The organism is Microcystis sp. M_OC_Ca_00000000_C217Col (assembly GCF_007095585.1).
Lineage (GTDB): Bacteria > Cyanobacteriota > Cyanobacteriia > Cyanobacteriales > Microcystaceae > Microcystis > Microcystis panniformis.
Map to the genome: position 1 here is coordinate 1 of NZ_SFBV01000192.1, position 24,170 is coordinate 24,170.

The window sequence follows — 24,170 nt, forward strand, 5'->3', positions numbered from 1 at the left end:
TATCTTTCTCTAAAAAAATGGAGAATCACGTTGGGGAACCCTTTGGTATTTTATCCATGACTACAATGCACAGCAAAGCAAAGGATTAAGCCGCCATCACTACTACCGAATCACCACCCGCAAACTAAAACTCTCCCAATCCACGGCTCTTCTAGGTTCTGTGTGATAAGTTTAACTTACATAGAATCGATCAATCTTTGTGTCCTTTGTGTCTTTGTGGTTCGTTTCACCCCCTCGGTAGGAGGAATGTATCTTAGAATACATTTTACCCACCAAACCTAAGAGAGCCGGTTTTATTTTTTGCCTTTATTAACTTGATTAAATACCTTAATAATCGAGGGCGATTGCACTATAGCAAAATGACAAAACCTTCCTGAGTAAAATGTTTATCATGGGTCAATATCTCGATAATTTCCAGTTCTCGCATCGTCTGCATAGAGATACAATCAATGAGACTATATTCTTTGTCAGGACGATTTTTGTAAAGAGTTAAACCCGCTAAAAATGATTCATGAGTTTGGTGGATTACCTGAATATTGGGGTTTTTTATTATTCCTTGAACAAGTTGACAAGCACGCTGTCGCATCTGACTACCGTGAGCTGAAAAAAAAGTCAAAGTCTCTGCTAAAACTTCTTCAGTTGTCACGAGACAAAATTGTTCTAATGTGCGAGTAATAGCAATTACTTGACCGTGCCAATTATCTCTAGGATTGATGGATGCTGTCCAATAAAATGTATCAGCAAAGATAGTTCTCATGAATCGCTTTTAGGAATACCATAGATATAGTGGTCATGTTCTTGTGCGCCATCCATCGGCAAATTGTTGATTTCCGTTTCGTTCATGCCGGCTGTAATATTTTCAAAAAGTTCGAGAAGCGATTGGGCTGTTGTCTTGCTGGATTCTTCTTCCTGTTGATGCCAATGGGATTGGATGGCTTGTTTTATAGCATCAATGACTGAATCTAAGGAATTTCCTTCTGCTATATATCCTTTAATTTCAGGACTGTAAGCAGAATATTTTCCTTCTCTCTTTTCTATTTCAATACTGACTTTTGATTTCATCGCTCACCTATTTAAATCAAATGAATATCTTAACTCAATTGTAATTTGTAGGAATGGAGATTCGCCAACTGTGTGAATCGCCAGTCGAGGAATATAAAGATTTATTAAATTGTAGCTTTTGATACAATGGGGGGGGAGAAGTGTGTATGATGCGGAAGTTTATCTTAAAACCACTAAAAAATGAAATTTGTTTCATTGCTATCTATCACTGCGCTGACAAGCAGTATCCTGATTGCGACCCCCCAAGCGAAAGCAGCAGTTTTCCTTGACTTGAGTAGCTTTACCCCCGGTGGACCTGGTACTGGGGGATTCGTGGGAACCCTAGGAGGAGTGAACGTTACGGGTTCTATACTCGCTGGTGGCGGACCTAACTTTACGATTTCGGGTATTAACCCGACAAGTTGGCAAGGAACAACAATCAATAATACTACCCCTCAATACAGCTACAGCAACATCTATACTCCATACCAAAGTTTAGGTGATCGGGTAGGTTATACAATGTTTAATCAGACTGGCCAAACTGCTACTTTAAAGATTCAGTTTAGCTCGCCGGTGACTAATCCCATCTTTCATGTTGCCAACCTTGACGGGATGATCTATGATTTTTCTGATCCCAGCAATGGTTCGATCGCACTTAATTTATTGAGCGGTAACGGTGGTGGTGGCGATGGTTTAACAGTCAATACCACGAACAAAATCATCGCCGATGCGGATCCTTTTACTGGCGTTGGTCTTTCTCCCTCCACTCCCCCTCCGACTACTGGTGCTCGTTCCGCTTACGGTTCTGTGGCGTTATTGGGGACTTTTTCCACCTTGAACATCAAGCTACAGGGAAATCCTAGTCTAACAATTGCTGGGGATGGTGGAAGCTTTATTATCTCAACTACAGTTCCCGAACCCTCTACAGTCCTCAGCTTATTAACCCTCGGCACTCTCGGCGCAGCTTCAACCCTCAAGCGCAAACTGAAGCCATAAAAGTCGGCTAAATTGCTTACAAAAATACTATAAATGCCCCTTCATTCAGTCAGTTGAGGGGGTTTTATTTTTTGCCTGTTGCACTGGAGCGACTTCCAAACAAGTTTCTTCAACTTCTTCAGGGGAAATGGCGATCACTATCAGTACAATCAAAAAAACTAAAATCTGAATCGCTGAAGGCAAAGGCAAATGCGACATACCGCACCAAAATCCCTCACGGAAGCGGATAGTTCGCCTGAGAAGGGGTAAAACAGGGAAAAATACCTTTCCCTGTCAATCCCTAAGCGAGGGAGAGAAATGTAAATATTTATTAAATTGTAGCGTAGGATACTTTGACCCCACTAAACAGTATTGGCTATTCTGCTAGATTGAATTGCACGGAGTTTTTCAACGCAAACCATCTTGATCCAATCCTGACGATTCATGTTCTGCAATTGACACTCCACATCTATGCTTCCTAGTAATTCCGGGGGAAAATCAAGATTAATTTGTTGCTTAACCTGAAAATTACCTGTGAAATGCTCAGAGACATCTTTCCCTAGATGTGCTTGTTGAGCAATTTCCTCAATATCTTTAATTTCAGTTGACTGTTTCCTCATAGCTTTTGCGCTCCTGTTTAGTTGATTTCCAAGCGGTGACAACCCAAATGTAATCACCGACTTCATCGACTCTGTATTCTACGATGAATGTTGTTAACGTTCCGCCCGCAAAGCCAACAATCCGATATTGTTCTGGCTGCTCAGAGCGTTGGTCTTCGATGTAAGGTTTGTAAAGCAGATCGTTTAACCGAGTGAAGTCAATGTCACGTTCTGTTAAAACTCGCTGTCGTTTGGCTTCATCCCATTGAATACGCATGAGATACCCGAAATCAATGGAGAAAAATTGTTTTCACCCAGTCTATGCTAACCCATCGCTCCCGAAGGCGAGGGACTAAGGGGAGAGAAATGTAAAGATTTATTAAATTGTAGCTTTTGATACAACGGGGGGGGAGGAGTGTGTATATTCTGCGAAGTTTATCTTATAGTCCTTTCAGACAAGTCTGATACACTCTAGACCAGTTAAACTCTTATGGACTCTGGCATTGATATTCTCAATCTTAATTGAAATGACTATATTGTAATTTTATGCCATAACGGAAGTTAATTACAGCAGTTATCTTAATGGTGAAATAACTTCTTTATTTGAGGGGTAATTTTAATCAGTGGGGAAAGGGCGCTAATTAAGTAGCTGGTTATAATTAAATTGAAGATAGATTTTAGGTTCGATCCCCCCTTAATCCCCCCTTGATAAGGGGGGAACTGATCGTTTTTAACACCTACCTACTTAAGGGTTAATTCTCGCACCGATTCCCCTAGATTTAATCTCAATCCCCTAGACAAATACCCAAACCCCTGGCGGTTTTGACTAAAGTTTCTTCGAGATCGACGATGCGATAGGTTTTAATCGCCTCCTCAATGGGAACACTGACCACTTGCCGATTTTGCCAGGCCACCATGCGATCGAATTCTTCCCGGGCGATCAGATCCACGGCCGCCACGCCAAAAGCCGCCCCCAGTAGGCGATCCATTGGAGAAGGAATGCCCCCCCGTTGAATGTGGCCCAGGAAAGTCACTCTCGTTTCGGCCCCGGTTTCCCTGGCAACTTCTTCGGCTAAATAGCGACCGATACCCCCGAGACGATCTTCTCCTAGGGCTTTCTTTTGCACTAGGCGATCGCCAGTTTCGGTACGCACAGCCTCGGAGACAATAATCAGAGAAAACTGTTTATCCATACGCTGCCGCTGCCGGATCTTCTCGCAGACCTTCTCTAATCGGTAGGGAATTTCGGGAATGAGAATGATATCGGCCCCTCCCGCAATACCGGCAGCCAGGGCGATATGGCCAGCATCTCTACCCATAACTTCTAGAATCATCACCCGGTTATGACTAGCGGCGGTAAAATGGAGGCGATCGAGGGCTTCTGTGGCGATATTAGTAGCTGTATCGAAGCCGATGGAGACTTCTGTAGCTCCCACATCATTATCGATGGTTTTGGGAATACCAATCAGATTAATGCCTCCCTGTTGGGCAATACGGCGCAAAATCGCCAGACTACCATCGCCACCGATGCCGATCAGGGCATCCAGTCCCAGACTATGATAGCCGTCGATGATGTCCTGAGAGCGATCGATCAGGGTTCCATCTGGCATCGGGAAAGCGAAGGGATCCCCCTTATTGGTAGTACCGAGAATTGTTCCTCCCATCACTAACAGGCGATCGACTCCTTCAATATCAAAGATCGTGGTTTTGGGGGGACGGTTAATTAATCCGTTAGTTGCTTCTCGAATACCCACCACTTCCCAGCCATAATTGCCAGTGGCATGGTGGACAACGGCACGAATGGCGGCATTTAAACCCGCACAGTCGCCACCACTGGTGAGAAGTCCAATTCGTTTTTTTTCACCCATAGCTTTAGCTTTTTGTCAGGAGATTAACAAATCTATATTTAGGGAAAAGTTGCGGATAATGCCTAAAAATTAAGAAAGTTTCTAGATCGTCCCTGACAGCTAGGGGAAAAATCCGCCCTCATCCCCTCAGTAATCGATCACGAGCAGGGTATGCAGGGCGACACGGATTTCCATTATACTAGAAAGTATATAGCAATTTTAGGGCATTTGTCAACCCTAATATACGAGAAATTTTCTGATAACTGATAGCCAATCAATTTAACTATTTACTGCTTGCTGAAGACGGGATAGATCCCAACCTTTTTGATTAAGAAGTAGCCAAGACTGCATTAAATCCGGACCATGTAACTCCCCCATCAAAGCGGCGCGTAGAGACTTCATCACTAGACCTTTTTTCACCCGATGGGCTTTAGTTGTTGTCTCCACAATACCCTTAGCAACTTCTCCAGTCAAATCGGGACTAATAGCGGCGAGAATATCCTTGATAATATCCTTAACTCCCTCTAATTGTAATTGACTCAAAGCCTCCTGATTATAATTAGCCAGAGGGGTTAAAAGTAAGCGACTTTCAGCCACAGCATCGCTTAAACGAGTTAAACTCGGACCGATGAGAGTAGCCAAACCGACCAACCAAGCTCGATCGGTTTCAGCATCAAAACTATACCCCGCTTCTTGCCAGTAGGGAAGGAGTAAAGGCACTAATTCCTCACCGGTTAAACGATGGAGATATTGACTATTAATCCAATCCAATTTCGTCCAGTCAAATTTTGCCCCTGCTTTATTTACCCGTTCTAAACTAAACACTTCAGCGGCCGTTTCAAGGGTAAAAATTTCTTCAGTGGAATCGGGAGGAGTCCAACCGAGGAGAGTCATGTAATTAACCAAAGCTTGCGGCAAAAAACCCAGTTTTCGGAAATCATCGATCGAAGTAACTCCATCCCGTTTAGATAACTTGCGACCCTCCTGATTTAAGATCAAAGGAGTGTGGGCAAACTCTGGCACTTTTGCCCCTAAAGCTTCGTATAAAAGAATTTGTTTAGCGGTATTAGCGATGTGATCTTCCCCACGAATAACATGGGTAATTTCCATCTCAATATCATCAACAACTACCGCTAAATTATAGAGAGGCTGACCGAAGTTTTCCTCGGCATTTTCCGAGGTACGAGCGATCACCATATCCCCCCCTAAATCACTACCTTTCCAGATAACTTTTTCCCGGATTAAATCCTGCCAAATAATTTCTCGATCGTCATCAATAATAAAACGAATTACTGCTTTTCTCCCCCCTTGCTCGAATTGCGCTTGTTGTTCGGGGGTGAGATAACGATGACGATTATCGTAACGGGGGGCAAGATTGCGGGCTTTTTGTTCTTCCCGCATTTTTTCCAATTCTTCCGGGGTACAATAACAACGATAGGCTAAACCTCGATCGAGCAGGGTTTGAATAGCCTGACGATAATAATTAAGGCGTTGAGTTTGAAAAAAAGGACCTTCATCCCAATTCAGTCCTAACCATTGTAGGCCCGCTTGAATATTTTCCGTATATTCTGGTCGAGAACGTTCTAAATCTGTATCTTCCACGCGCAAGATAAATTTACCCCGGTGATGATGGGCAAAAAGCCAGTTAAACACGGCTGTGCGTGCTGTTCCAATGTGTAAATTTCCCGTGGGACTGGGGGCAATACGAACTCTCACTGTCACGATCTAACTCCTAGGTTTTTTGCGGCAACGATATCCCATATTATTGCAAATTCTCCTAGGCAAACTCTCGAAATTAAGAAAATTAAGGTTCTTCGTTACTTGGTATGGTTCGATAGGGGGGCATAAATCGACTAAATCCTTATCTGGCAAGAGATTTAATTGATTAGTTCGCTCTAGACAAAAAACAATTAACAAAAATCGCTAAAAACCGAAGAGCCAAAATTAAGTGGGTGGGTGCAATTAAATATAAGATGAACGTAGGTTGGGTTGAAGCATGAAACCCAACTCCCGCATGGGTTACGCTACCGCTAACCCATCCTACAAATAATTGTGCCTCCCTACTTAAATAAATAGCTACCAAGGGTGAGAAAGGAACAACAAACTCTCAAGAATTGAAGTTTCCCTCTCCGGGGAGAGGGGTTGAGGGGGATATCTTTCAGTACCCGTGTTATTTGGGAAATTTAGGCAGCGACTAAAGATTTGCTCAAAGGTTGCCAACGGAAATATCTTTCCCCACCCAATTCGAGGACAAATTTTAACCGGGGTTCCTGTTGACTAAGATTAATTAAGTATTGTTTTTCTTGCGAGGATAAAACAAAACTTTCAATAATCCAAATCACTAAACCCTTGGATTTGGGGGGTAAATTTTCTAATTGATAGGTAGCAATGGGAGGAATAAAATAAACCGGTCCCACGGCTGCTTCCCGACCAATATTTTTTTTACCTAAATGGGGGGGACGGACTCCATGAATGCCGGTCAGATAGGCACTTAAATCCCCTAGACCTCTAGCGGTGATATGCAGGACATTGTAACCAGTGGCCCGTAAACGTCTTTGATAGCGTCCCTCGTAACCCCCTTCTAAGGGTGCGTAAACCCCTAAAGCACCGTATTGTTCCAGATCGCGAATAAATGGTTTTCCTGTGGTCAGTAGTGCCATAGTTAGTAAAAAAATCTTTTTCCCTATAATCGCACGTTTTGTTAAGTTGTGGGTCAGGTGAACAGAGAAAGACTTAAGATCAAAGGTAGAGAGGGACAATCGCTACTCTCTCCCGAGGAGGCAATATGTTTCACGATCTCCTTTATCCCAACGGACTGCTTTATATCCTGATTAAACTAACTGTTTTAGCTTTAGCAGTCTTGCTCTGGTTTATGGTCGTTTCGGCCCCAGCTGTTTGAAAAAACACTGCTCTTGTACAATTAGCGTTCTATGCAATGGCTAAATTTTGTCGATGACTCCTGTTAAATTGCCGATCGATCCTTTTCTGAAACCCAACCTAACCACTAAACTCCTAGGGGTTGGGTTGGTATTGACAATTATTTTTATCCTGATTGCCCTGTTTTCGCCCCTTCTGCAAGCGATCGGCATGATTCAGGATCCAACCGACATTTTAAGCAATTATCCCCTACAAGCCCCCAGTTCCGCCCATTGGTTCGGGACGAATGTGCGCGGTTATGATGTCTTTTCCCGCACCCTATTCGGGGCGCGAGCGGCCTTGTCCGTGGTATTTTTGGCCACAGGATTATCTTTAGTCATCGGGGTTCCTTTAGGGTTAATTAGCGGTTATTTGGGGGGTAAGATCGATCGCGTTCTCCTCTTTCTCATGGATACCCTCTACACCTTGCCGGGGTTATTATTATCGGTGGCTCTGGCCTTCGTTTTGGGTCGTGGTATCGTCAATGTAGCGATCGCTGTTAGCATTGCCTATATTCCCCAATATTTTCGCGTGGTCAGAAATCAAACCGCCAGCGTTAAAAATGAGTTATTTATCGAAGCGGCGCGAGCGATCGGTGCCAGTCCTAGCCGGATACTATCAAAATATCTTTTCTTTAATGTCGTCCAGAGTGTCCCAGTTCTTTTTACCCTCAACGCGGCGGATGCGATCTTGGTTTTAGGCGGTTTAGGCTTTTTAGGCTTAGGATTACCGGAAGAAGTGCCTGAATGGGGTCATGATCTCAAGGAAGCTTTGGCGGATTTATCTACAGGTATCTGGTGGACCACTTTATTCCCCGGATTAGCAATGACCACGATGGTGGTGGGTTTATCCCTCTTGGGAGAGGGGTTAAGTGAAATTTTTAACCCTCTGAGTCGTAAACGCTAAAAGCGGGGGCCAGAGTTCGAGAGAAATCATCTCAGGAACTTCCACACCCTCAGCCTCTCTGTCCGGTAACGATGTAAGATACCCTTTGGGCGATATTGGTGGCGTGATCGGCCATGCGTTCCAGATGACGGATTAGTAAAGCCATCAGCAGGATTGGTTCCACCACACCTTTGATGTCTCTTTGATGGGCGAGAGTGTGATAGAGATAATCATAGGCTCGATCGACCGTATTATCTAGTTCTTTCACCTTTGGACCTGCTTCTTGATCGAGGTCGGCCAGAGCAACAAGGCTCGTGGCTAACATATACTGGGCATGGTGGGACATAGCCTCGATCTCACCCATACAATCGTGGGGAGTATAGGCGAATAATTTGAGAGCTATTTCAGCCAAATCCTTGGCATAATCGCCGATACGTTCCAAATCGCGCACTAATTGCATAAAAGCACTTAAAAGCCGCAAATCTTGGGCTACGGGAGCCTGTAGAGTCATGAGAGTGGCACAATCTAACTCGATTTGACGGTAGTAGCGATCGATTTCCTTGTCAAGGGGGGCGATTTTTTTCGCCATTTCCAAATCCCTAGCAAAAAGGGATTGATGGCTAAGACGAAAGGATTCTTCGACCAAGGTTCCCATTCTCAGCACATCCTGTTCCAATCGCTGGAGAGAACGAGCGAAATAGGTGCGATCGGGATGATTGGTTTCTTTGGATAGGCTCACGGTCGGATTCGCTTAACATAAAACTACTCTTTCTCTACAGTCATAACAAGAAAATTTTCGATTTTGTACAGTTGTCTAGAGAACTTGACAGATTTTTTTCTCTAGGGGGAATGGGGAAATGGGGGAATGGGGGAATGGGGAAATGGGGAAATGGGGAAATGGGGGAATGGGGGAATGGGGAAATGGGGGAATGGGGAAATGGGGAAATGGGGGAATGGGGAAATGGGGGAATGGGGAAATGGGGAAATGGGGAAATGGGGAAATGGGGAAATTCAACTAAAACCCTAAAACCCCAACACCCTAAAACCCCAACACCCTAAAACCCTAAAACCCTAAAACCCTAAAACCCTAAAACCCCAACACCCCACTTCCCCAATTCATAATTCATAATTCATAATTCATAATTCCCACCTCCTTTTTTTGACGCGGGAGAGTGACTTGTAGGCGAGCGCCGCCGGTGTTAGGATCATTTTGAGCGACGATCGAACCGCCATGGGCTTGAATAATCTCTTTGGCAATCGATAAACCTAAACCGGTACTATAATCCCTTGTGCTTTGTTTTTGACGGGTGCGGGAAGGATCACCGCGAAAGAGGCGATCAAAAACGTAGGGTAGATCCGCTTCGTTAAATCCCTTCCCGTTGTCGATAACGTCAATTTTTAGCCATTTTTCCCCGATAGTATCGGATATTTCTCGAATTTCTAGGCGAATTTTCCCCTGATCGGGACTATACTTAATGGCATTATCAAAGAGATTTAGGAAAACTTGCAGCAGACGAGAACGATCAACTTCTACCGTCCAATCCACCGGAGAGGAATAATCTAAGCTAATCTGTTTTTGGGCGGCTATTGGGGTGACAGTTTGCCAAGCGGCGCGGATTAGATCCTGTAGATTGATCATCTGGTATTGTAAAGATCGCCCCGCATCCGCTTGTAATTCACTGATTTCTAGCCAATCGCACACTAATTGGCTCAAACGCTCCACTTCTTTCGCCATTTGTTCTAACCAGCGTCTTTCGGGAGCTTGGAGGCGTTTTTGTAAAGCTTCGGTAAGGAGAGAAATGGAGGTTAAGGGAGTGCGTAAATCGTGAGTTAAGTCAGAGAAAGCTCGCTCGCGATTTTGCGATAATTCCACTAAAGGCTGTCTATTTTCGATAAATACAGCGATTTCACCTTCTGGCAAGGGATAACCGTAACCCTTCAAGGCAATCGATTTAGGAGCAATCACTTGGCGATCGCTGATAGGGGTGATAGGATAATTAGTCGGGTAAAAAGTCCAAGTTTGCACCTGTGGACTCTGTTTTTGGCGAGTTTCTTGAATTAATTGATCTAATTCGTAGGAGCGCACCAATTCCAGCAGCAGACGTACCTGATCTGGCTGCCAGCGATCGAGTTTTAAGAGGGTTATTGCCTGTTGATTACACCAGAGCAGTTGATTATCGGCATCTATATGAAGATAGGCGATCGGCGCTAGTTCTAGCAAGGATTTCTGAATTTCTAAGCTCTTTTCTCGCTCTTGCAGACTTTGGGAGAGAAACTGTAATTCTCGACGTACCAGGGAGGTAACGGGAAAAGAGGCCGATAAATCCACCGAATCCGAGAGAGCGATTAGATTTCGCTTTAACTCCCCATTTAAGCGTGAGACTTGCCAATAACAAATACTCAAACCTAAAACTACTCCGAAAATAAAAGCGAAAATAGTCATTATCCCAGAAAGCGGCGATCGCTAAATTTGAAAATATAATCGCTCACCTAGCCAAAACGATAACCGAAACCGCGTACAGTAATTAGGTATTCCGGTTGACTGGGATCGATTTCTAGTTTTTCGCGTAACCAGCGAATGTGAACATCGACAGTTTTGGTATCTCCTAAAAAATCTGGTCCCCAAATTTGTTCAATTAACTGCTCTCTTGACCAAACTCGGCGCGGATAACTCATAAATAGGTCTAAGAGACGGAATTCTTTAGGAGAAAGGTTAATTTCTTCATCTCGCACCGTCACCCGACATTCCTGGGTATAGAGAAGAACATCGCGGAATTTTCGCACGGGAGCAGCAGCAAGGGAAGTAAATCCTTGACGACGAATCAGAGCGCGACAACGAGCGACTAATTCTCGCATACTAAAGGGTTTAGTCAGATAATCATCGGCACCCACTTCTAAACCCAAAACTCGATCGGTTTCGCTGGCCTTAGCACTTAAGATTAAAATCGGGATAATATTGCCGTGATAGCGCAACAGACGGCAGATATCAAGACCACTGATTTGGGGTAGCATCAAATCCAAAACGACCAAATCAAACCGAGATTCACCGTGATTACTAGATTCTTGACTTTGCAGCAATTCTAGAGCAGCGCGACCATCACTAACACCGAGCGCCTCATAACCTTCTTCTTCCAAAGCCAAAATAATCATATCCCGAATCACTTCTTCGTCTTCGACGATTAAAATCCGATGATTGGGAACGAAATCCGTACTCGCCGACAAGGGGGGGGTGTCAAGGGTTAACATAAAAATACTTGATTATTCGTCCTAATTTTATCTCAATTGGTCAACCTGCACTCGGGGGGGTAGAGCCGAATGTTATTACAGTTATCCACCTGGTTAGAGGTGGAATCCTATCTAGAACAATCTCAGGGAATTATTATTCCTATTGGTTCCACGGAACAACACGGGCCAACGGGACTAATTGGTACAGATGCTCTATGTGCGGAGGCGATCGCTAAAGGAGTAGGGACACAGGTAGGAGCAATGGTAGCACCGACCTTAAATGTCGGTATGGCCCTACATCATACGGCTTTCCCCGGTACAATTAGTCTTCGTCCTAGCACTTTGATTCAAGTCATCCTCGACTATGTGACTTGTTTAGCTAGAGCCGGTTTTCGTCAATTTTTCTTTATTAATGGTCACGGGGGCAATATTGCCACCCTAAAGGCCGCTTTTTCGGAAACCTATTATCATTTGGATTCCCTTAATTTGCCTAACACAAACGAGGTTAAATGTCAAGTGGCCAATTGGTTTATGGTGCGAGAAGTTTATCTTTTAGCCAAAGAATTATATGGAGAGCAGGAGGGTTCCCACGCTACACCGAGCGAAGTGGCATTAACTCAGTATCTTTACCCTGAAAGCCGTAAAAATGCCTTTTTATCGGAAAAAGTGGCTTCTGGTCATGGTATTTACGGTGCGGCTAATTTTCGCCAAAATTACCCCGATGGTCGTATGGGTTCCAATCCTGCTTTAGCGACTCCCGAACACGGTCAGAGATTCTATGAATTAGCGGTGAAAGAATTGAGTAATACTTATCTAGAATGGCTCTCTTGTCCTGTGTCTGAGTTGATTAGTAACTAAGCCACCGAGACCCGGAATAATTTAACTGTAACCCTAAGTAAGTAGCTGGTTATAATTAAATTAAAAATGGATTTTAGGTTCGATCCCCCCTGCCCCCCTTGATAAGGGGGGTGCCGATAGGCGGGGGGATCCCCCCTGCCCCCCTTGATAAGGGGGGGTGGTTTCAATTAAATTGAAGATAGATTTTGTCTTTGATCCCCCCTTAATCCCCCCTGCCCCCCTTAATAAGGGGCAGATCTGAACAATTTTTAACCCCCACCCACTTAGAAAGAAAACTTAAATATCCAAGGAGAAAATTGATGATTACCACCACTGACAATAACTCCAATCAACCTCTGGTTAGTTTGCGGGAAATACAAGAACTTGCCATCGCAATTACCGCCAAAAGCCTCAATCCCGCCATGTTAACGGTTGATTTCCTCAAATATTCGGGAATAGTTCCCCCCGACTGGGAATTAAATGGCCAGCCGGTACTCAATCCTAATTACGCTCAAGTTAATTTTCAAAATGGTATCAGCATCGTCGCCCAACCCCGGAAAATTACCTTTGTGGAGATAATTAACTCTCCCGATAGCCTGAACCTGAAACTGCCGGAAATTGTCGGTTTATATCTAGATAAACTCCCTTTAGCCGAATATCAAGCCCTGGGTATCGCCCCGAAAAGTATTGTTCCTTTCCCTAGTAGTCCCGATGCCGCTAAAAAATATATCACCGAAACTCTTTTGGCCCCCGGTCCCTGGCTCAATTTCGGTACAGCACCCCTACAAGCTGGCATCAATCTATTTTATCAGTTAGAAACCTCTCAGCTATCCGTGGCGATTAACGAGGCAAAATTGCAATTACCCGATGGCAAAATTTTAGGGGCGCTATTATTTGCTGGTAACTTTAACTATAATCTGGCCGAGGGCAGCGATCGATTAAATCTGCTCAAACAATATCTGGGACAATGGCAAAAAGACCTAGAGATTTTCCGAGAATTAATCACTCAGCGTTTTCTGGAAAGACAAGTCCCAGTTTTCCCCTCCAATATCAATCTGCCCCTAGGACCCCAAGGTGGACTGTAATCAGTAGTCAGTCAATATTTACCGATAACCTAAAACACATCCACCCCCGCAAACCCTTGTATTTTGGCATTAGCGGCTTCCCCACAGCTGCGCGGGGTGGGGAATAATTTCCCCGGGTTAGCCAAACCCTTGGGATTAAAGCAATCCCGCACATAGCCCATAGTTTCTAAGTCAATCTCGTTAAACATAGCAGGCATATAACAATTTTTATCGATGCCGATACCGTGTTCCCCCGATAAACTGCCGCCAACCCGCACACAAAGTTTGAGAATTTCACCGCCTAATTCCTCCACTTCTTCCCAGGCCCCCTCCACCTTGTTATCGTAGAGAATCAACGGGTGTAAATTGCCATCCCCGGCGTGGAAAACATTGGCGATTTTATAACCGTATTTTTCACTTAAAGCCTTAATTTCCTGAAGAACATAGACCAATTGAGTGCGGGGAATCACCCCATCTTGGACAAAATAATTAGGGCTAATTTTCCCCGCCGCCGCAAAAGCCGCTTTTCTGCCCTTCCAGAGTTTCAAGCGGGTTTCGGCATCATTAGCCGTGGTGATATTTCTCGCCCCATTTTGACGGCAAATCTCGGCAACCCGATGCTTATTCCTGGTTACTTCTACCCCTAAACCATCCAATTCCACTAATAAAACTGACTCGGCATCCCGGGGATAACAGCCGGTAGCCACCACGTCTTCCACGGCGTTGATACTGAGATTATCCATAATCTCCATCCCCGCCGGAATCATTCCCGATTTAATAATATCCGCCACCGCTTGGCCCGCTGCCTCGATACTGGTAAAATCGGCCAGTAAAACACAGATAGATTCCGGAGTTTTCAGAATTCTTAGGGTGATTTCCGTGGCGATGCCTAAAGTTCCCTCGGAACCCACAAATAAACCGGTTAAATCGTAGCCCGGTTGTTCCGGTACCGCACCCCCCACATCGATAATTGAACCGTCGGGAAGGACGATTTTTAAGCCCATAACGTGATTGGTAGTCACGCCGTATTTTAAACAGTGAACCCCGCCGGAATTTTCCGCCACATTACCACCGATCGAGCAGATAATTTGACTAGAGGGATCCGGTGCGTAATAAAATCCCGCCCCGCTTACTGCTTGCGTCACCCAATTATTAATCACCCCGGGCTGTACCACCACCCTTTGATTATCTAAATCAACCCTGAGAATCTGATTCATCCGCGCCGTGACGATGAGAATCCCCTCTTCTAAGGGTAACGCCCCTCCCGATAAGCCCGTTCCTGCACCCCTCGCTACCCAGGCAATCTCGTTATCGTGACAGAGTTTCACCACCGCCGCAATTTCTGCGGTGCTGCGAGGCAGCACCACAAGAGCGGGTCTTTGTCTGTATCCTGTGATACCATCGCACTCGTAGGTTAATAATTCATCTTTGCGACGGATGACTCCATCTTTGCCAAGGATCGCTTCTAGCTGTTTGATCAGATTGGGGGAGATTTTCGGGGGATTTTTGAGTAACATAGGTTTCAGGGCGGCGGAGTCGCAGTAAAATGGCTCTATAGGTTAAAATATCGCAAAAAAGCCAGAAATAAAGCTTTTAAAGCTGCTCTCTCCTATTTTAGCACTAGAACCCCTTCCTCTGTAGATAGAAACCTGCAAGGGTCTAGATTCATAGAGAAAATTGCCGATAAATTTCCCAGTGCTTACCGTTATGAATTAGGAGGGTAATTTCATCGATCATCACCTCAAAAAATAGCTCTTGATTAGCATATTTTGACCAAGCTTTCCAAAAATTATCTTTAGTTAAATCTCGGAAGCCAACGGTTAAATGGGGCGCAAAAGCTCGGCTTTTTGAGGTATTATCGATGATATTTAAGGAAGATTCTAGCTGGTGTAAAAGCCGTTTTTGCAGGGTTAATAATTCTGGGGTTTTCTGGACATTAATATAAATGACTCGCGGTTTAAAAGCGGCAAAATTCTGGAGAATTAGGGGAATAGGAGCGTGCAAGCGGGCAAATTCCTCTAAACATCTTTCTAAATCCGGTAATTGTCCTAAATTCCAGCGGAAAGGGGGTTGGAGAGTGACGTGGGGAGGCGATTTCAGGGCGGCGCAACTATTGTAAATTTCTGCAAACTCTAACTTGATTTTTGTGGCAATTTCCTGTACTTCTGGCGGCGGCAAAAGCGCGATAAAAAATAGAGATCCCTGGGGTTGATTCATGGAAGCAAGCAAAGCTACAGAAATGAGGCTGTCACCTCGATTCTAGCAGTCTTCCACAACTCTAAGCTAATTGTATAAGCTAAGACGTATTTAAACCGCTTATTCTTAGATTAGCCGAATCTCCCTCGTCCCCCTGCTAGTAGGGTTGATTCAAGGTAGGGTTGATTCATGAATCAACCCTACTAGGGTTGGGGGGGTTGCATGAGTGCCTCTTGCCCCTTGCCTCGTCTCAACAAGCAATTTAAATTAGGAAGAGCTTAGCTCTGTTACATGGCAGCATCGACGGCCAAGATTAATCGGTATAATTATAGGGTTGTTAATCCGTCCTAGCCTACTGGAAATTTATGCCCTGGTTTGTCAAGATAGAAAAAGGCATTGTTGATAAAACTACCTTCGATCGCTATGTCAGCGCCCATAAGGACTATGTGCGTGATTTAATTAGCCAAGGACGAGCAGCAAAAACCGGTTATTGGGCAGAAAGGGGCGGCGGAATGTTATTATTTAAGGCCGATTCTCTTGAGGAGGCTCAAGCAATTATAGTTCGCGATCCTTTAATCGAGAATGGTTGTGTGGAATACGAACTCCATGAATGGCGAATTGTCGTCGAGTAATCTAGCTTTTCAGGGAACAGTAATCAGTCATCAGTCATCAGTCATCAGTCATCAGTCATCAGTGAAAACACAGCAATGTTAAGCTGTTGATTATCTAAATATTACTCGTTAATACTGCCTGGGAGTGGGGAGATGGGGGTCGGGAGTCGGGAGACCACTTCGTGCGCGTTGCGGGGGGAGTGGGGAGATGGGGAGCTTTTTTGCTGTGGACTGAAAACTCACATCTGATTACTGATTACTGATCACTGATAACTGATAAGCTATACTGGGGGAATTGTGCTGAAAGCACGGTTGCTGCTGCCGATCATTAAATTAAATTGTCTCTAGTGAAATTGAGGAATTAACTTTGTCTAAACAAGATCTCATCGAAATGGAAGGAACCGTCACCGAATCTTTGCCCAACGCCATGTTTAGGGTGGATTTAGATAACGGTTTCAACGTCTTAGCCCATATATCTGGCAAAATCCGACGTAATTATATCAAAATCCTCCCCGGCGATCGAGTCAAAGTGGAACTGACCCCCTACGACCTAACCAAAGGCAGAATCACCTATCGCCTGAAAAATCAAAAAAAATAGCGATAAATAGGGGCAGAGAAGCCAAAAAGTCTAATAAGCGGCCAAATTTATTTTAAAAAAATAGGTGACACGGGTAAAACAAATCTGATATAATAATAAGCTTGCAGTGTTGCCAGAATACTTAGGCATGAAAGTTAGAGCGTCTGTCAAAAAAATGTGCGAAAAGTGCCGCGTCATCCGTCGGCGCGGTCGAGTCATGGTAATTTGTTCTAACCCCAAACACAAGCAGAGACAAGGTTAACCCACCAAAGTCACTGTCTTGGGGCAGAGAATCGTTACCGTTAATTGTAGTCGTTTTTGGAAAAAAAATCGTTCATAGGGAGAAAAAAAAAGCGTGGCAAGGATAGCTGGTGTAGACCTACCTCGCGATAAGCGTGTGGAAATCGCCCTGACCTACCTCTACGGAGTGGGTCTATCGCGTTCCCAAGAAGTCTTATCTGCGACGGGTGTTAACCCTGACACTCGGGTCAAGGATCTCAGCGATGAAGACGTGGCGGCGCTACGGACTTATATCGAAACAAATTATCAAATCGAGGGGGATTTGAGACGCTGGGAGGCGATGAACATCAAACGCCTCGCCGATATCGGCACCTATCGGGGTCGTCGGCATCGGCTAGGATTACCCGTGCGCGGGCAACGGACGCGAACCAATGCGCGGACCCGTCGCGGTCGTCGGGTGACAGTGGCAGGGAAGAAAAAAGCCCCCTCCAAGAAATAATTTTTTATTCATTGCGATATCCCCCAATCAAGAAAAACTATGGCGCGACCAACCAAAAAAACCGGACCGAAAAAACAGAAGAAAAATATTCCTACCGGAGTCGCTCACATTCAATCGACCTTCAACAATACCATTGTCACGATCGCCGATACCAAAGGCGATGTGATCTCTTGGGCATCGGCGGGATCGAGTGGTTTTAAAGGAGCCAAAAAAGGAACCCCCTTCGCCGCCCAAACCGCCGCCGATAACGCCGCCCGCCGAGCGATCGAACAGGGAATGCGTCAACTAGAAGTGATGGTTAGTGGCCCCGGGGCAGGACGGGAAACCGCAATCCGGGCCCTGCAAGGAGCAGGATTAGAAATCACCCTGATCCGGGACGTGACTCCCATCCCCCACAATGGTTGTCGTCCTCCCAAACGCCGGAGAGTGTAAACAGTGAACAGCTTTTTCAGGTGACAGGGATCTTGAGGCCGACAGCCGTTAGCTTTGAGCGCATCAGCAGCAGAATCCGGTCGTCAAAGACCATCTGCTCAAAAAGCTGAACGCCAAACGCTAAACGCTGAAAGCCAAAGAAAACTGATAACTGATAACTGATAACTGAAAACTGAACAAGGGAGGTCAATCGGTGGCGCAATTTCAAATCGAGTGTGTAGAAGCAAAAACTTACAAGAATCAGAGTCAGTACAGTAAATTCGTACTAGAACCTCTGGAAAGAGGCCAGGGTACGACCGTAGGTAATGCCCTGAGACGGATTCTCATTTCCAATCTGGAAGGAGCGGCCGTGACGGCCCTGCGGATTGCGGGAGTCAATCACGAATTTGCCACCGTCGAGGGGGTACGCGAGGACGTGATGGAACTCATGCTCAACATGAAAGAAATCATCCTCAAAAGCTACACCAATCAAACCCAGATCGGGCGTTTAGTGGCAACTGGACCAGCGACAGTAGTGGCGGCACAATTCGATTTACCCTCAGAAATCGAGATAGTTGATCGCAATCAGTACGTCGCTACCCTGGCCGAAGGGGCCAAGCTAGAGATGGAATTTCGCGTGGAAAAAGGCAAAGGCTACCGGGCGATTGATCGCAGTAAAGAAGAAGCCACTTCGCTGGACTTTCTGCAAATCGACTCGATTTTTATGCCCGTAACCAAAGTCAACTACAGCGTCGAAGATATCCGTTCCGAAAGCGGTCAAGCTAGAGATCGTCTGCTCTTAGAAATTTGGACAAACGGGAGCATTAACCCCAAAGAAGCCCTTTCCCAAGCGGCCGATATGCTGGTCAATCTCTTTAACCCGCTCAAGGATCTCAACGCCCTCGAATCCTCAGGTAACTTTGACGACCAAGAGATCAACCAAGAAAACCAAATTCCGATCGAGGAACTACAATTATCTGTGCGCGCCTACAATTGCCTGAAGCGAGCGCAGATCAACACCGTAGCCGACCTCCTCGATTACAGCCAAGAAGATCTCTTAGAAATCAAAAACTTTGGGCAGAAATCGGCGGAAGAAGTCATTGAAGCCCTACAAAAACGGTTAGGCATCACCCTACCCCAAGAAAAAAGCAAGTAAACCCAATTCCAGGAAAATACTATGAGACATCGGTGTAAAGTGCCTCAATTGGGTCTGCCGGCTGACCAAAGAAAGGCACTGCTGCGCAGCTTGGCCACCCAGCTAATTCGCCACGGTCAGATCACCACCACCCTAGCGAAAGCAAAAGCGGTGCGAGCAGAGGTAGACCACATTATCACCCTAGCTAAAGACGGTTCCCTGAGCGCCCGTCGCCAAGCCATGGGCTACATCTACGACAAACAACTGGTTCACGCCCTCTTTGAAGGCGCCCAAGCCCGTTATGGCAACCGTAACGGCGGTTATACCAGGGTAGTGCGTACCCTGCGCCGTCGCGGGGATAATGCCCCTATGGCGATTATCGAACTGATGTAACGATGACAGCTTGCCCCCAGTCGCGGATCGCCCTAGTTATCCAGTATGTGGGAACTAATTTCCACGGCTGGCAACGGCAACCCCATCACAGGAGTGTGCAGGAAGAAATCGAGAAGGCTCTGGCCGATATTCTCGGTCATGCGGTCACTCTGCACGGGGCCGGACGTACCGATAGCGGTGTTCACGCCGCCGCCCAGGTTGCCCATTTCCAGCAGCAGAGTCCGATCCCACCTGCCCATTGGGCCAAGGTTCTCAATGCTCGGCTAGATGACGATATCGTCATTCGGGCCTCGGCCCAGGTTCCCGATCGCTGGCACGCCCGTTTCTCAGCCCTCTGGCGACGTTATCGTTACACCCTCTATACGGACCCCATCCCCAATCTATTTGTTAGCCCCTTTAGTTGGCACTACTACCATCGTCCCCTCGATGCCGATTTGATGGCCAGGGCCTTAAAGCCCCTATTGGGTAAGCACCATCTGGCCGCCTTTCACCGTGCTAACTCTAGTCGTGACCATTCCTGGGTAGAAGTACAAGGGGTGGAATGCTACCGTCAAGGGCCATTTGTACAGATGGAAATTCAAGCCAATGGCTTTTTGTACGGGATGGTGCGCCTATTGGTGGGAATGTTGGTGGAGGTGGGAACTGGTGAGCGATCGCTAGAAAACTTTACCGACATCTGGGTCAATCAGCGCCGAGAATTGGTCAAATACGCCGCACCAGCTAAAGGACTATGTTTACTGCGGGTGGGTTACGCCGATTTTCCCTTTGCCGATAGCGTCTGGTTCGAGACTCAGCCTCTTTATTATTTCCGAGCAGAGGGGATAGGGGAATAGGGACATGGGGGAATAGGGAGATAGGGAAATGGGGAAATTTCAACTAAAACCCTAAAACCCTAAAACCCTAACCCCCCAACACCCAGGTGGGCAATAAAAAAAGTTTATTTTTGTAAACCAAGGCAAACTGACCATGAACAAAACACCTCTACCAAATTTAGAGACTCTAGAGCAGAAATGGTACGTCATTGATGCGGCCGATCAGCGTCTAGGTCGTCTGGCCACCGAGATCGCAATGATTCTACGGGGCAAAAATAAAGCCACCTTCACCCCCCATCTGGATACGGGGGATTTTGTCATTGTTATTAACGCTGAAAAAGTGACGGTGACGGGCAAAAAACGCCAACAGAAAGTTTATCGCCGCGACTCCGGCAGACCGGGTGGTATGAAGGTAGAAAGCTTCGATAAACTGCAAAAACGCATTCCCGAACGGATTATCGAACACGCTGTTAAGGGAATGCTCCCGAAAAATAGCTTAGGTCGGAAATTGTTCACGAAACTGAAAGTTTATGCCGGTGCGGAACATCCCCATCAGGCACAACAACCGGAAGTTTTAGCGATTAATACGATTCCCGCAGGAGGAAATTAAGTCAATGCAAGCCACGGACAGTAAAAATAAGGTAGTTTATTGGGGAACGGGACGACGCAAATCGGCGGTCGCTTCCGTGCGTCTCGTGCCGGGGACGGGGGCAATTACCGTTAACGGTCGCGATGGGGAAACCCATTTTAACCGTATTCCCACCTATATCCAGACGATTAAGGCTCCTCTGGAGACCTTGGGACTGGAAAACGAGTATGATATCATCGTTAAGGCCGAGGGCGGTGGTTTGACCGGCCAAGCGGACGCGGTGAAATTGGGTGTCGCTAGAGCTTTATGTCAATTGGCCCCGGAAAATCGTCCTCCCCTCAAGAGTGAAGGTTATCTGACTCGGGATCCCCGGGCGAAGGAACGGAAAAAATACGGTCTTCACAAAGCGCGTAAAGCGCCTCAATACTCGAAACGTTAGGTTAATAGAGAGGTTTATTATGCCGAAAAAAATTCATCCTACTTGGTATCCGGAAGCTAAGGTGATCTGTAATGGTGAACTGGTGATGACGGTGGGTTCGACAAAACCAGAAATTCATGTGGAGGTTTGGTCTGGTAATCATCCTTTTTATACGGGAACCCAGAAGATGATCGATACGGAGGGCCGGGTCGATCGCTTCTTGCGTAAGTACAAAATGGGCGATAAGTCAAGCAAAAAGGCCGATCAGAAATAATTCTTTACTTTTGCCTTTTTGACCCGGTGGGGAGATTTTCCCACCGGGTTTTTTGCTATTTTTAGGCTGCTAGGGTCATACTAAATCCGGTTATTAAAAACTGATTATTTATTCTCCCTTTTGCATCAGTGCCTGTCTTCATACAGCTTTTCTCATAAAGATGAAGTATAATCTGATGCGGTATTGGCGATCGCATACCGTTGCCTACACCCTATTTTTAGACTCGCTCCCAGATTTATTAGCACAAGTTGCTCAAAAAGTCAAGCAAATAAAAGATACAGAGCAAAGACAAAATTTTGCCAGTTGTACGGGACTTTTTTGCGCGTATTTAAAGGAAGGCAGCAGCTTTATTCGATTTCTCTGAACTAGAAGATTGAGAAGCTTGGTTAGGATATCCCGGAAACTGAGCGTTCCCCAGTAAAACCGGGGAAGGAGATATATATATTTTTACCTACCTGATACTTTTTAACAGATTAACTATCTCATCGGGGAATCTTTACTGTAATTCTTCATCGGATAATCGCGACAACAGAATCATAAAATTTTGCCTTACTTTTGGGGTATCGGGATGATTTTCTCCTAATCTTTCTTGATAAATAGCAATAGCTCTCACATACAACGGTTCCGCTTCTGCGTATCTGCCTTGGTATTTGTATAATTCTGCTAAATTATTGAGACTGGTAGCAACACTAGGATGGTTTTCTCCTAATCGCTGTTCCCGCAGAGAAAGGGAGCGCTTATACAACAGTTCCGCTTCTGCGTATTTGCCTTGGCATTGGTACAAAAAAGCTAAATTATTGAGACTTTGTGCAACATCGGGATGGTTTTCTCCTAATAGCTGTTCTTTCAGAGAAAGGCATCTCTTAGACAAGGGTTCCGCTTCTGCGTATCTGCCTTGGAAGCGGTATAATTCCGCTAAATTATTGAGAATGGTAGCAAAATAGAGATTGTTTTCTCCTAATAGCTGTTCTATCAGAGAAAGGCATCTCTTACACAAGGGTTCCGCTTCTATGTATCTGCCTTGGTATTCGTATAGCACTACTAAATTATTGAGACTTTGTGCAACATCGAGATGGTTTTCTCCTAATAGCTGTTCCCTTAGAGAAAGGGAGTGCTTATACAACGATTCTGCTTCTATGTATCTGCCTTGGCATTGATATAAGAGTGCTAAATTATTGACACTGGTAGCAACACTAGGATGGTTTTCTCCTAATAGCTGTCCTATCAGAGAAACGGAGCGCTTATACAAGGGTTCCGCTTCTGCGTATCTGCCTTGGCAGCGGTATAATCCTGCTAAATTATTGAGACTGGCAGCAACAATTGGATGGTTTTCTCCTAAGCGAGATTGGATTTCTTCACAACATTTTGTGAAGGGAACTGCTGCTAAATCATATTCTCCCTGTCCCTTATAAAACAAAGCTACCCCAAGAAACACCAAAATTAAATTATCTTCCGGGTTGGGAATATCATCTAACATGGTTTGACTGACAAGTTGCAGATGGGGAATTGCGGGAGTTACCGCTGCAATAATCTCCCTTGTGGGGGTTTGCGGGATAGTTTTAGCAATGGTTAACAAAGTTTCCACAAAAGCGCATCGATAAAGAGAATTTATCTGAGGAATTGCCTGTAATTTCTCTTGAAAAAATTCTCTCACGAGGGGATGAATCCGATAAAAAGAATAGTCCTCATCCACGGGTTGCATCAGATGAGAATTATCCAATTGTCCCCGCGCTTCTTCTAGTTCGCTTTCGGTAATTTCCGTGGATTTTGCCGTATCTTCTAGCAACGTCCAAGCAATAGCCACTGGTGCGAATAAACTCAACAGCATTGCCACTTTTTGACCAGCAGAACTTAAATCATCCCAACTGATTTTAATTGCGGCTGCTACTCCTAAATGTCCATAATCTCTGTGGTTTCTTTCCTTAGTTAAAGCAGTATGAGCTAAATTTAATTTATCGCGTAAATGGCTAAACTTTAAATGACGATTTTTTGCTAAATATTCCCCCACCAACTCCACTGCTAAGGTTAAGCGTCCTAAAATTTCGTGACAAATCTGTTCTACTAAAGCTTTTTCTTTCTCAACTTTAGCAGTGCCAACAATTTTGGTTAATAACTCTACACATTTATCTAAGGGTAAAACATCTAAAGCTATAGACTTAAATTCCGTACTAAGACACCTTTCTCTAGTGGTGACTAATATCTTAATCCTAGAATCTTTTGGTAACATTCGATCGGGAATTCGGTCGATATTGGGGACATCATCGAGAATTAATAATAATTTTCCCTGCTGAGGTAGCCAATTTTGCCAATACCAGTACACTTGTTTTTCTAAAGATTCTTTTTTCAATATTTCTGGTAAAGATAGATAGGGAGCGGCTAATTTAACTATTTCTTCTGCTAAACCCGATAGTCGTAAGGATAACCAATATTGTGCCGCGTATTCCTGTTGGTATCGTTTCGCATATTCCAAAGCTAAAGCGGTTTTTCCTATTCCCCCTAACCCTTCCACTGCACAAACAATCACCCCTTGTTCTGTTTGCAATTGCTGATGAATTAAGGTTAACTCATCTTCCCTCCCGACAAAATTAACCGTACTTTTGCCCACATTACTAGGGATAGAGGGATT

31 protein-coding genes and 1 pseudogene are annotated in these 24,170 nt (G+C 45.2%); 17 read left to right on the plus strand and 15 right to left on the minus strand.

Annotation, left to right across the window (positions count from 1 at the left end; translation table 11 throughout):
- Positions 1-349: 349 nt before the first annotated feature.
- Together EWV66_RS11190 and EWV66_RS11195 are read right to left on the minus strand one after the other, a co-directional pair.
- A complete protein-coding gene (locus tag EWV66_RS11190; RefSeq protein WP_052275980.1) occupies positions 350-757 on the minus strand; it encodes a type II toxin-antitoxin system VapC family toxin in 408 nt (135 codons plus the stop codon).
- Positions 754-1,062 (minus strand): type II toxin-antitoxin system HicB family antitoxin, encoded by a 309-nt coding sequence (locus EWV66_RS11195; RefSeq protein WP_052275981.1) that lies wholly within the window; start codon positions 1,060-1,062, stop codon positions 754-756. The genes EWV66_RS11190 and EWV66_RS11195 overlap by 4 nt, the downstream gene beginning before the upstream one ends.
- Positions 1,063-1,242: 180 nt before the next feature.
- Here EWV66_RS11195 and EWV66_RS11200 point away from each other — a divergent pair, with 180 nt between their 5' ends.
- Positions 1,243-2,037: a PEP-CTERM sorting domain-containing protein gene (locus EWV66_RS11200; protein WP_052275982.1), complete on the plus strand. Its 795-nt coding sequence runs from the start codon at positions 1,243-1,245 to the stop codon at positions 2,035-2,037.
- Between the two features lie 341 nt (positions 2,038-2,378).
- On the opposite strand, the gene EWV66_RS11205 is transcribed toward EWV66_RS11200, so the two are convergent.
- From EWV66_RS11205 to EWV66_RS11225, 6 genes and pseudogenes are all read right to left on the minus strand, one after another.
- On the minus strand, positions 2,379-2,636 hold the full coding sequence (locus EWV66_RS11205; protein ID WP_052275983.1) for a hypothetical protein: 258 nt from the start codon (positions 2,634-2,636) through the stop codon (positions 2,379-2,381).
- Positions 2,617-2,892: a BrnT family toxin gene (locus EWV66_RS11210; protein ID WP_052275984.1), complete on the minus strand. Its 276-nt coding sequence runs from the start codon at positions 2,890-2,892 to the stop codon at positions 2,617-2,619. Before EWV66_RS11210 ends, EWV66_RS11205 begins: the two co-directional genes overlap by 20 nt.
- 508 nt (positions 2,893-3,400) lie before the next feature.
- The gene (locus EWV66_RS11215) at positions 3,401-4,483 is read right to left on the minus strand and encodes an ATP-dependent 6-phosphofructokinase (protein WP_052275985.1); all 1,083 of its coding nucleotides are present in this window, start codon (positions 4,481-4,483) and stop codon (positions 3,401-3,403) included.
- Between the two features lie 258 nt (positions 4,484-4,741).
- Positions 4,742-6,184, minus strand: coding sequence for a glutamate--tRNA ligase (gltX, locus tag EWV66_RS11220; protein ID WP_052275986.1), 1,443 nt, complete (start codon positions 6,182-6,184; stop codon positions 4,742-4,744).
- Positions 6,185-6,187: 3 nt separating this feature from the next.
- A pseudogene (locus EWV66_RS24125) lies at positions 6,188-6,385 on the minus strand (hypothetical protein); the annotation flags it as partial.
- Between the two features lie 260 nt (positions 6,386-6,645).
- On the minus strand, positions 6,646-7,122 hold the full coding sequence (locus EWV66_RS11225) for an NAD(P)H-quinone oxidoreductase subunit N (RefSeq protein ID WP_052275987.1): 477 nt from the start codon (positions 7,120-7,122) through the stop codon (positions 6,646-6,648).
- Positions 7,123-7,414: 292 nt separating this feature from the next.
- Between EWV66_RS11225 and EWV66_RS11230 the strand changes: the two genes are divergently transcribed.
- A complete protein-coding gene (locus tag EWV66_RS11230) occupies positions 7,415-8,284 on the plus strand; it encodes an ABC transporter permease (protein WP_072926151.1) in 870 nt (289 codons plus the stop codon).
- 49 nt (positions 8,285-8,333) lie between these two features.
- On the opposite strand, the gene phoU is transcribed toward EWV66_RS11230, so the two are convergent.
- Positions 8,334-9,002 carry a phosphate signaling complex protein PhoU gene (phoU, locus tag EWV66_RS11235; RefSeq protein WP_002759704.1) on the minus strand — a complete coding sequence of 223 codons (669 nt, stop codon included), beginning with the start codon at positions 9,000-9,002 and terminating at the stop codon, positions 8,334-8,336.
- A 71-nt stretch (positions 9,003-9,073) separates the two neighbouring features.
- Between phoU and EWV66_RS11240 the strand changes: the two genes are divergently transcribed.
- Entirely contained in the window at positions 9,074-9,322 is a 249-nt protein-coding gene (locus tag EWV66_RS11240; protein WP_287115962.1) for a hypothetical protein, read from the plus strand.
- A 64-nt stretch (positions 9,323-9,386) separates the two neighbouring features.
- Here the strand turns inward: EWV66_RS11240 and EWV66_RS11245 are convergent, their stop codons facing one another.
- Positions 9,387-10,706, minus strand: coding sequence for a sensor histidine kinase (locus EWV66_RS11245; RefSeq protein WP_287108182.1), 1,320 nt, complete (start codon positions 10,704-10,706; stop codon positions 9,387-9,389).
- A gap of 47 nt (positions 10,707-10,753) precedes the next feature.
- Positions 10,754-11,509, minus strand: coding sequence for a response regulator transcription factor (locus EWV66_RS11250; protein ID WP_287108184.1), 756 nt, complete (start codon positions 11,507-11,509; stop codon positions 10,754-10,756).
- Between the two features lie 69 nt (positions 11,510-11,578).
- Here EWV66_RS11250 and EWV66_RS11255 point away from each other — a divergent pair, with 69 nt between their 5' ends.
- The gene (locus EWV66_RS11255; RefSeq protein WP_287108185.1) at positions 11,579-12,346 is read left to right on the plus strand and encodes a creatininase family protein; all 768 of its coding nucleotides are present in this window, start codon (positions 11,579-11,581) and stop codon (positions 12,344-12,346) included.
- Between the two features lie 299 nt (positions 12,347-12,645).
- On the plus strand, positions 12,646-13,410 hold the full coding sequence (locus tag EWV66_RS11260; RefSeq protein ID WP_052275993.1) for a hypothetical protein: 765 nt from the start codon (positions 12,646-12,648) through the stop codon (positions 13,408-13,410).
- 29 nt (positions 13,411-13,439) lie between these two features.
- Here EWV66_RS11260 and glcD read toward each other — a convergent pair whose 3' ends face one another.
- Together glcD and EWV66_RS11270 are read right to left on the minus strand one after the other, a co-directional pair.
- On the minus strand, positions 13,440-14,906 hold the full coding sequence (gene glcD, locus EWV66_RS11265) for a glycolate oxidase subunit GlcD (RefSeq protein ID WP_002796022.1): 1,467 nt from the start codon (positions 14,904-14,906) through the stop codon (positions 13,440-13,442).
- Positions 14,907-15,054: 148 nt separating this feature from the next.
- Complete coding sequence (locus EWV66_RS11270; protein ID WP_287108187.1) at positions 15,055-15,606, minus strand: 2'-5' RNA ligase family protein; 552 nt, start codon at positions 15,604-15,606, stop codon at positions 15,055-15,057.
- A 344-nt stretch (positions 15,607-15,950) separates the two neighbouring features.
- On the opposite strand from EWV66_RS11270, the gene EWV66_RS11275 reads away from it, so the two are divergent.
- The 5 genes from EWV66_RS11275 (at position 15,951) to rpsK (ending at position 17,944) form a co-directional block, all read left to right on the plus strand.
- The gene (locus tag EWV66_RS11275; protein WP_002736524.1) at positions 15,951-16,217 is read left to right on the plus strand and encodes a YciI family protein; all 267 of its coding nucleotides are present in this window, start codon (positions 15,951-15,953) and stop codon (positions 16,215-16,217) included.
- Positions 16,218-16,563: 346 nt separating this feature from the next.
- Entirely contained in the window at positions 16,564-16,794 is a 231-nt protein-coding gene (gene infA / locus EWV66_RS11280) for a translation initiation factor IF-1 (RefSeq protein WP_002737109.1), read from the plus strand.
- 127 nt (positions 16,795-16,921) lie between these two features.
- Positions 16,922-17,035 carry a 50S ribosomal protein L36 gene (rpmJ, locus tag EWV66_RS11285; protein ID WP_012593611.1) on the plus strand — a complete coding sequence of 38 codons (114 nt, stop codon included), beginning with the start codon at positions 16,922-16,924 and terminating at the stop codon, positions 17,033-17,035.
- 93 nt (positions 17,036-17,128) lie between these two features.
- Positions 17,129-17,512 carry a 30S ribosomal protein S13 gene (gene rpsM, locus EWV66_RS11290; protein WP_002735415.1) on the plus strand — a complete coding sequence of 128 codons (384 nt, stop codon included), beginning with the start codon at positions 17,129-17,131 and terminating at the stop codon, positions 17,510-17,512.
- A gap of 39 nt (positions 17,513-17,551) precedes the next feature.
- Complete coding sequence (rpsK, locus tag EWV66_RS11295; protein ID WP_002735413.1) at positions 17,552-17,944, plus strand: 30S ribosomal protein S11; 393 nt, start codon at positions 17,552-17,554, stop codon at positions 17,942-17,944.
- A gap of 16 nt (positions 17,945-17,960) precedes the next feature.
- Here rpsK and EWV66_RS11300 read toward each other — a convergent pair whose 3' ends face one another.
- Complete coding sequence (locus tag EWV66_RS11300) at positions 17,961-18,134, minus strand: hypothetical protein (protein WP_158499321.1); 174 nt, start codon at positions 18,132-18,134, stop codon at positions 17,961-17,963.
- Between the two features lie 3 nt (positions 18,135-18,137).
- Here EWV66_RS11300 and EWV66_RS11305 point away from each other — a divergent pair, with 3 nt between their 5' ends.
- From EWV66_RS11305 to EWV66_RS11335, 7 genes are all read left to right on the plus strand, one after another.
- On the plus strand, positions 18,138-19,079 hold the full coding sequence (locus EWV66_RS11305; RefSeq protein ID WP_002737965.1) for a DNA-directed RNA polymerase subunit alpha: 942 nt from the start codon (positions 18,138-18,140) through the stop codon (positions 19,077-19,079).
- Positions 19,080-19,100: 21 nt separating this feature from the next.
- Positions 19,101-19,451 (plus strand): 50S ribosomal protein L17, encoded by a 351-nt coding sequence (rplQ, locus tag EWV66_RS11310; RefSeq protein ID WP_002766099.1) that lies wholly within the window; start codon positions 19,101-19,103, stop codon positions 19,449-19,451.
- Positions 19,452-19,453: 2 nt separating this feature from the next.
- Positions 19,454-20,284 (plus strand): tRNA pseudouridine(38-40) synthase TruA, encoded by an 831-nt coding sequence (gene truA / locus EWV66_RS11315; RefSeq protein ID WP_287108192.1) that lies wholly within the window; start codon positions 19,454-19,456, stop codon positions 20,282-20,284.
- Between the two features lie 133 nt (positions 20,285-20,417).
- Positions 20,418-20,873: a 50S ribosomal protein L13 gene (gene rplM / locus EWV66_RS11320; RefSeq protein ID WP_002735375.1), complete on the plus strand. Its 456-nt coding sequence runs from the start codon at positions 20,418-20,420 to the stop codon at positions 20,871-20,873.
- Positions 20,874-20,877: 4 nt separating this feature from the next.
- Positions 20,878-21,291, plus strand: a complete 414-nt coding sequence (rpsI, locus tag EWV66_RS11325; protein WP_002737094.1) for a 30S ribosomal protein S9 — start codon at positions 20,878-20,880, stop codon at positions 21,289-21,291.
- 19 nt (positions 21,292-21,310) lie between these two features.
- Positions 21,311-21,544: a 50S ribosomal protein L31 gene (gene rpmE / locus EWV66_RS11330; protein WP_002760058.1), complete on the plus strand. Its 234-nt coding sequence runs from the start codon at positions 21,311-21,313 to the stop codon at positions 21,542-21,544.
- Positions 21,545-21,704: 160 nt separating this feature from the next.
- The gene (locus EWV66_RS11335) at positions 21,705-21,908 is read left to right on the plus strand and encodes a hypothetical protein (protein ID WP_052275996.1); all 204 of its coding nucleotides are present in this window, start codon (positions 21,705-21,707) and stop codon (positions 21,906-21,908) included.
- Positions 21,909-22,040: 132 nt separating this feature from the next.
- Here the strand turns inward: EWV66_RS11335 and EWV66_RS11340 are convergent, their stop codons facing one another.
- Positions 22,041-24,149, minus strand: coding sequence for a tetratricopeptide repeat protein (locus EWV66_RS11340; protein ID WP_287108195.1), 2,109 nt, complete (start codon positions 24,147-24,149; stop codon positions 22,041-22,043).
- Positions 24,150-24,170: the final 21 nt, after the last annotated feature.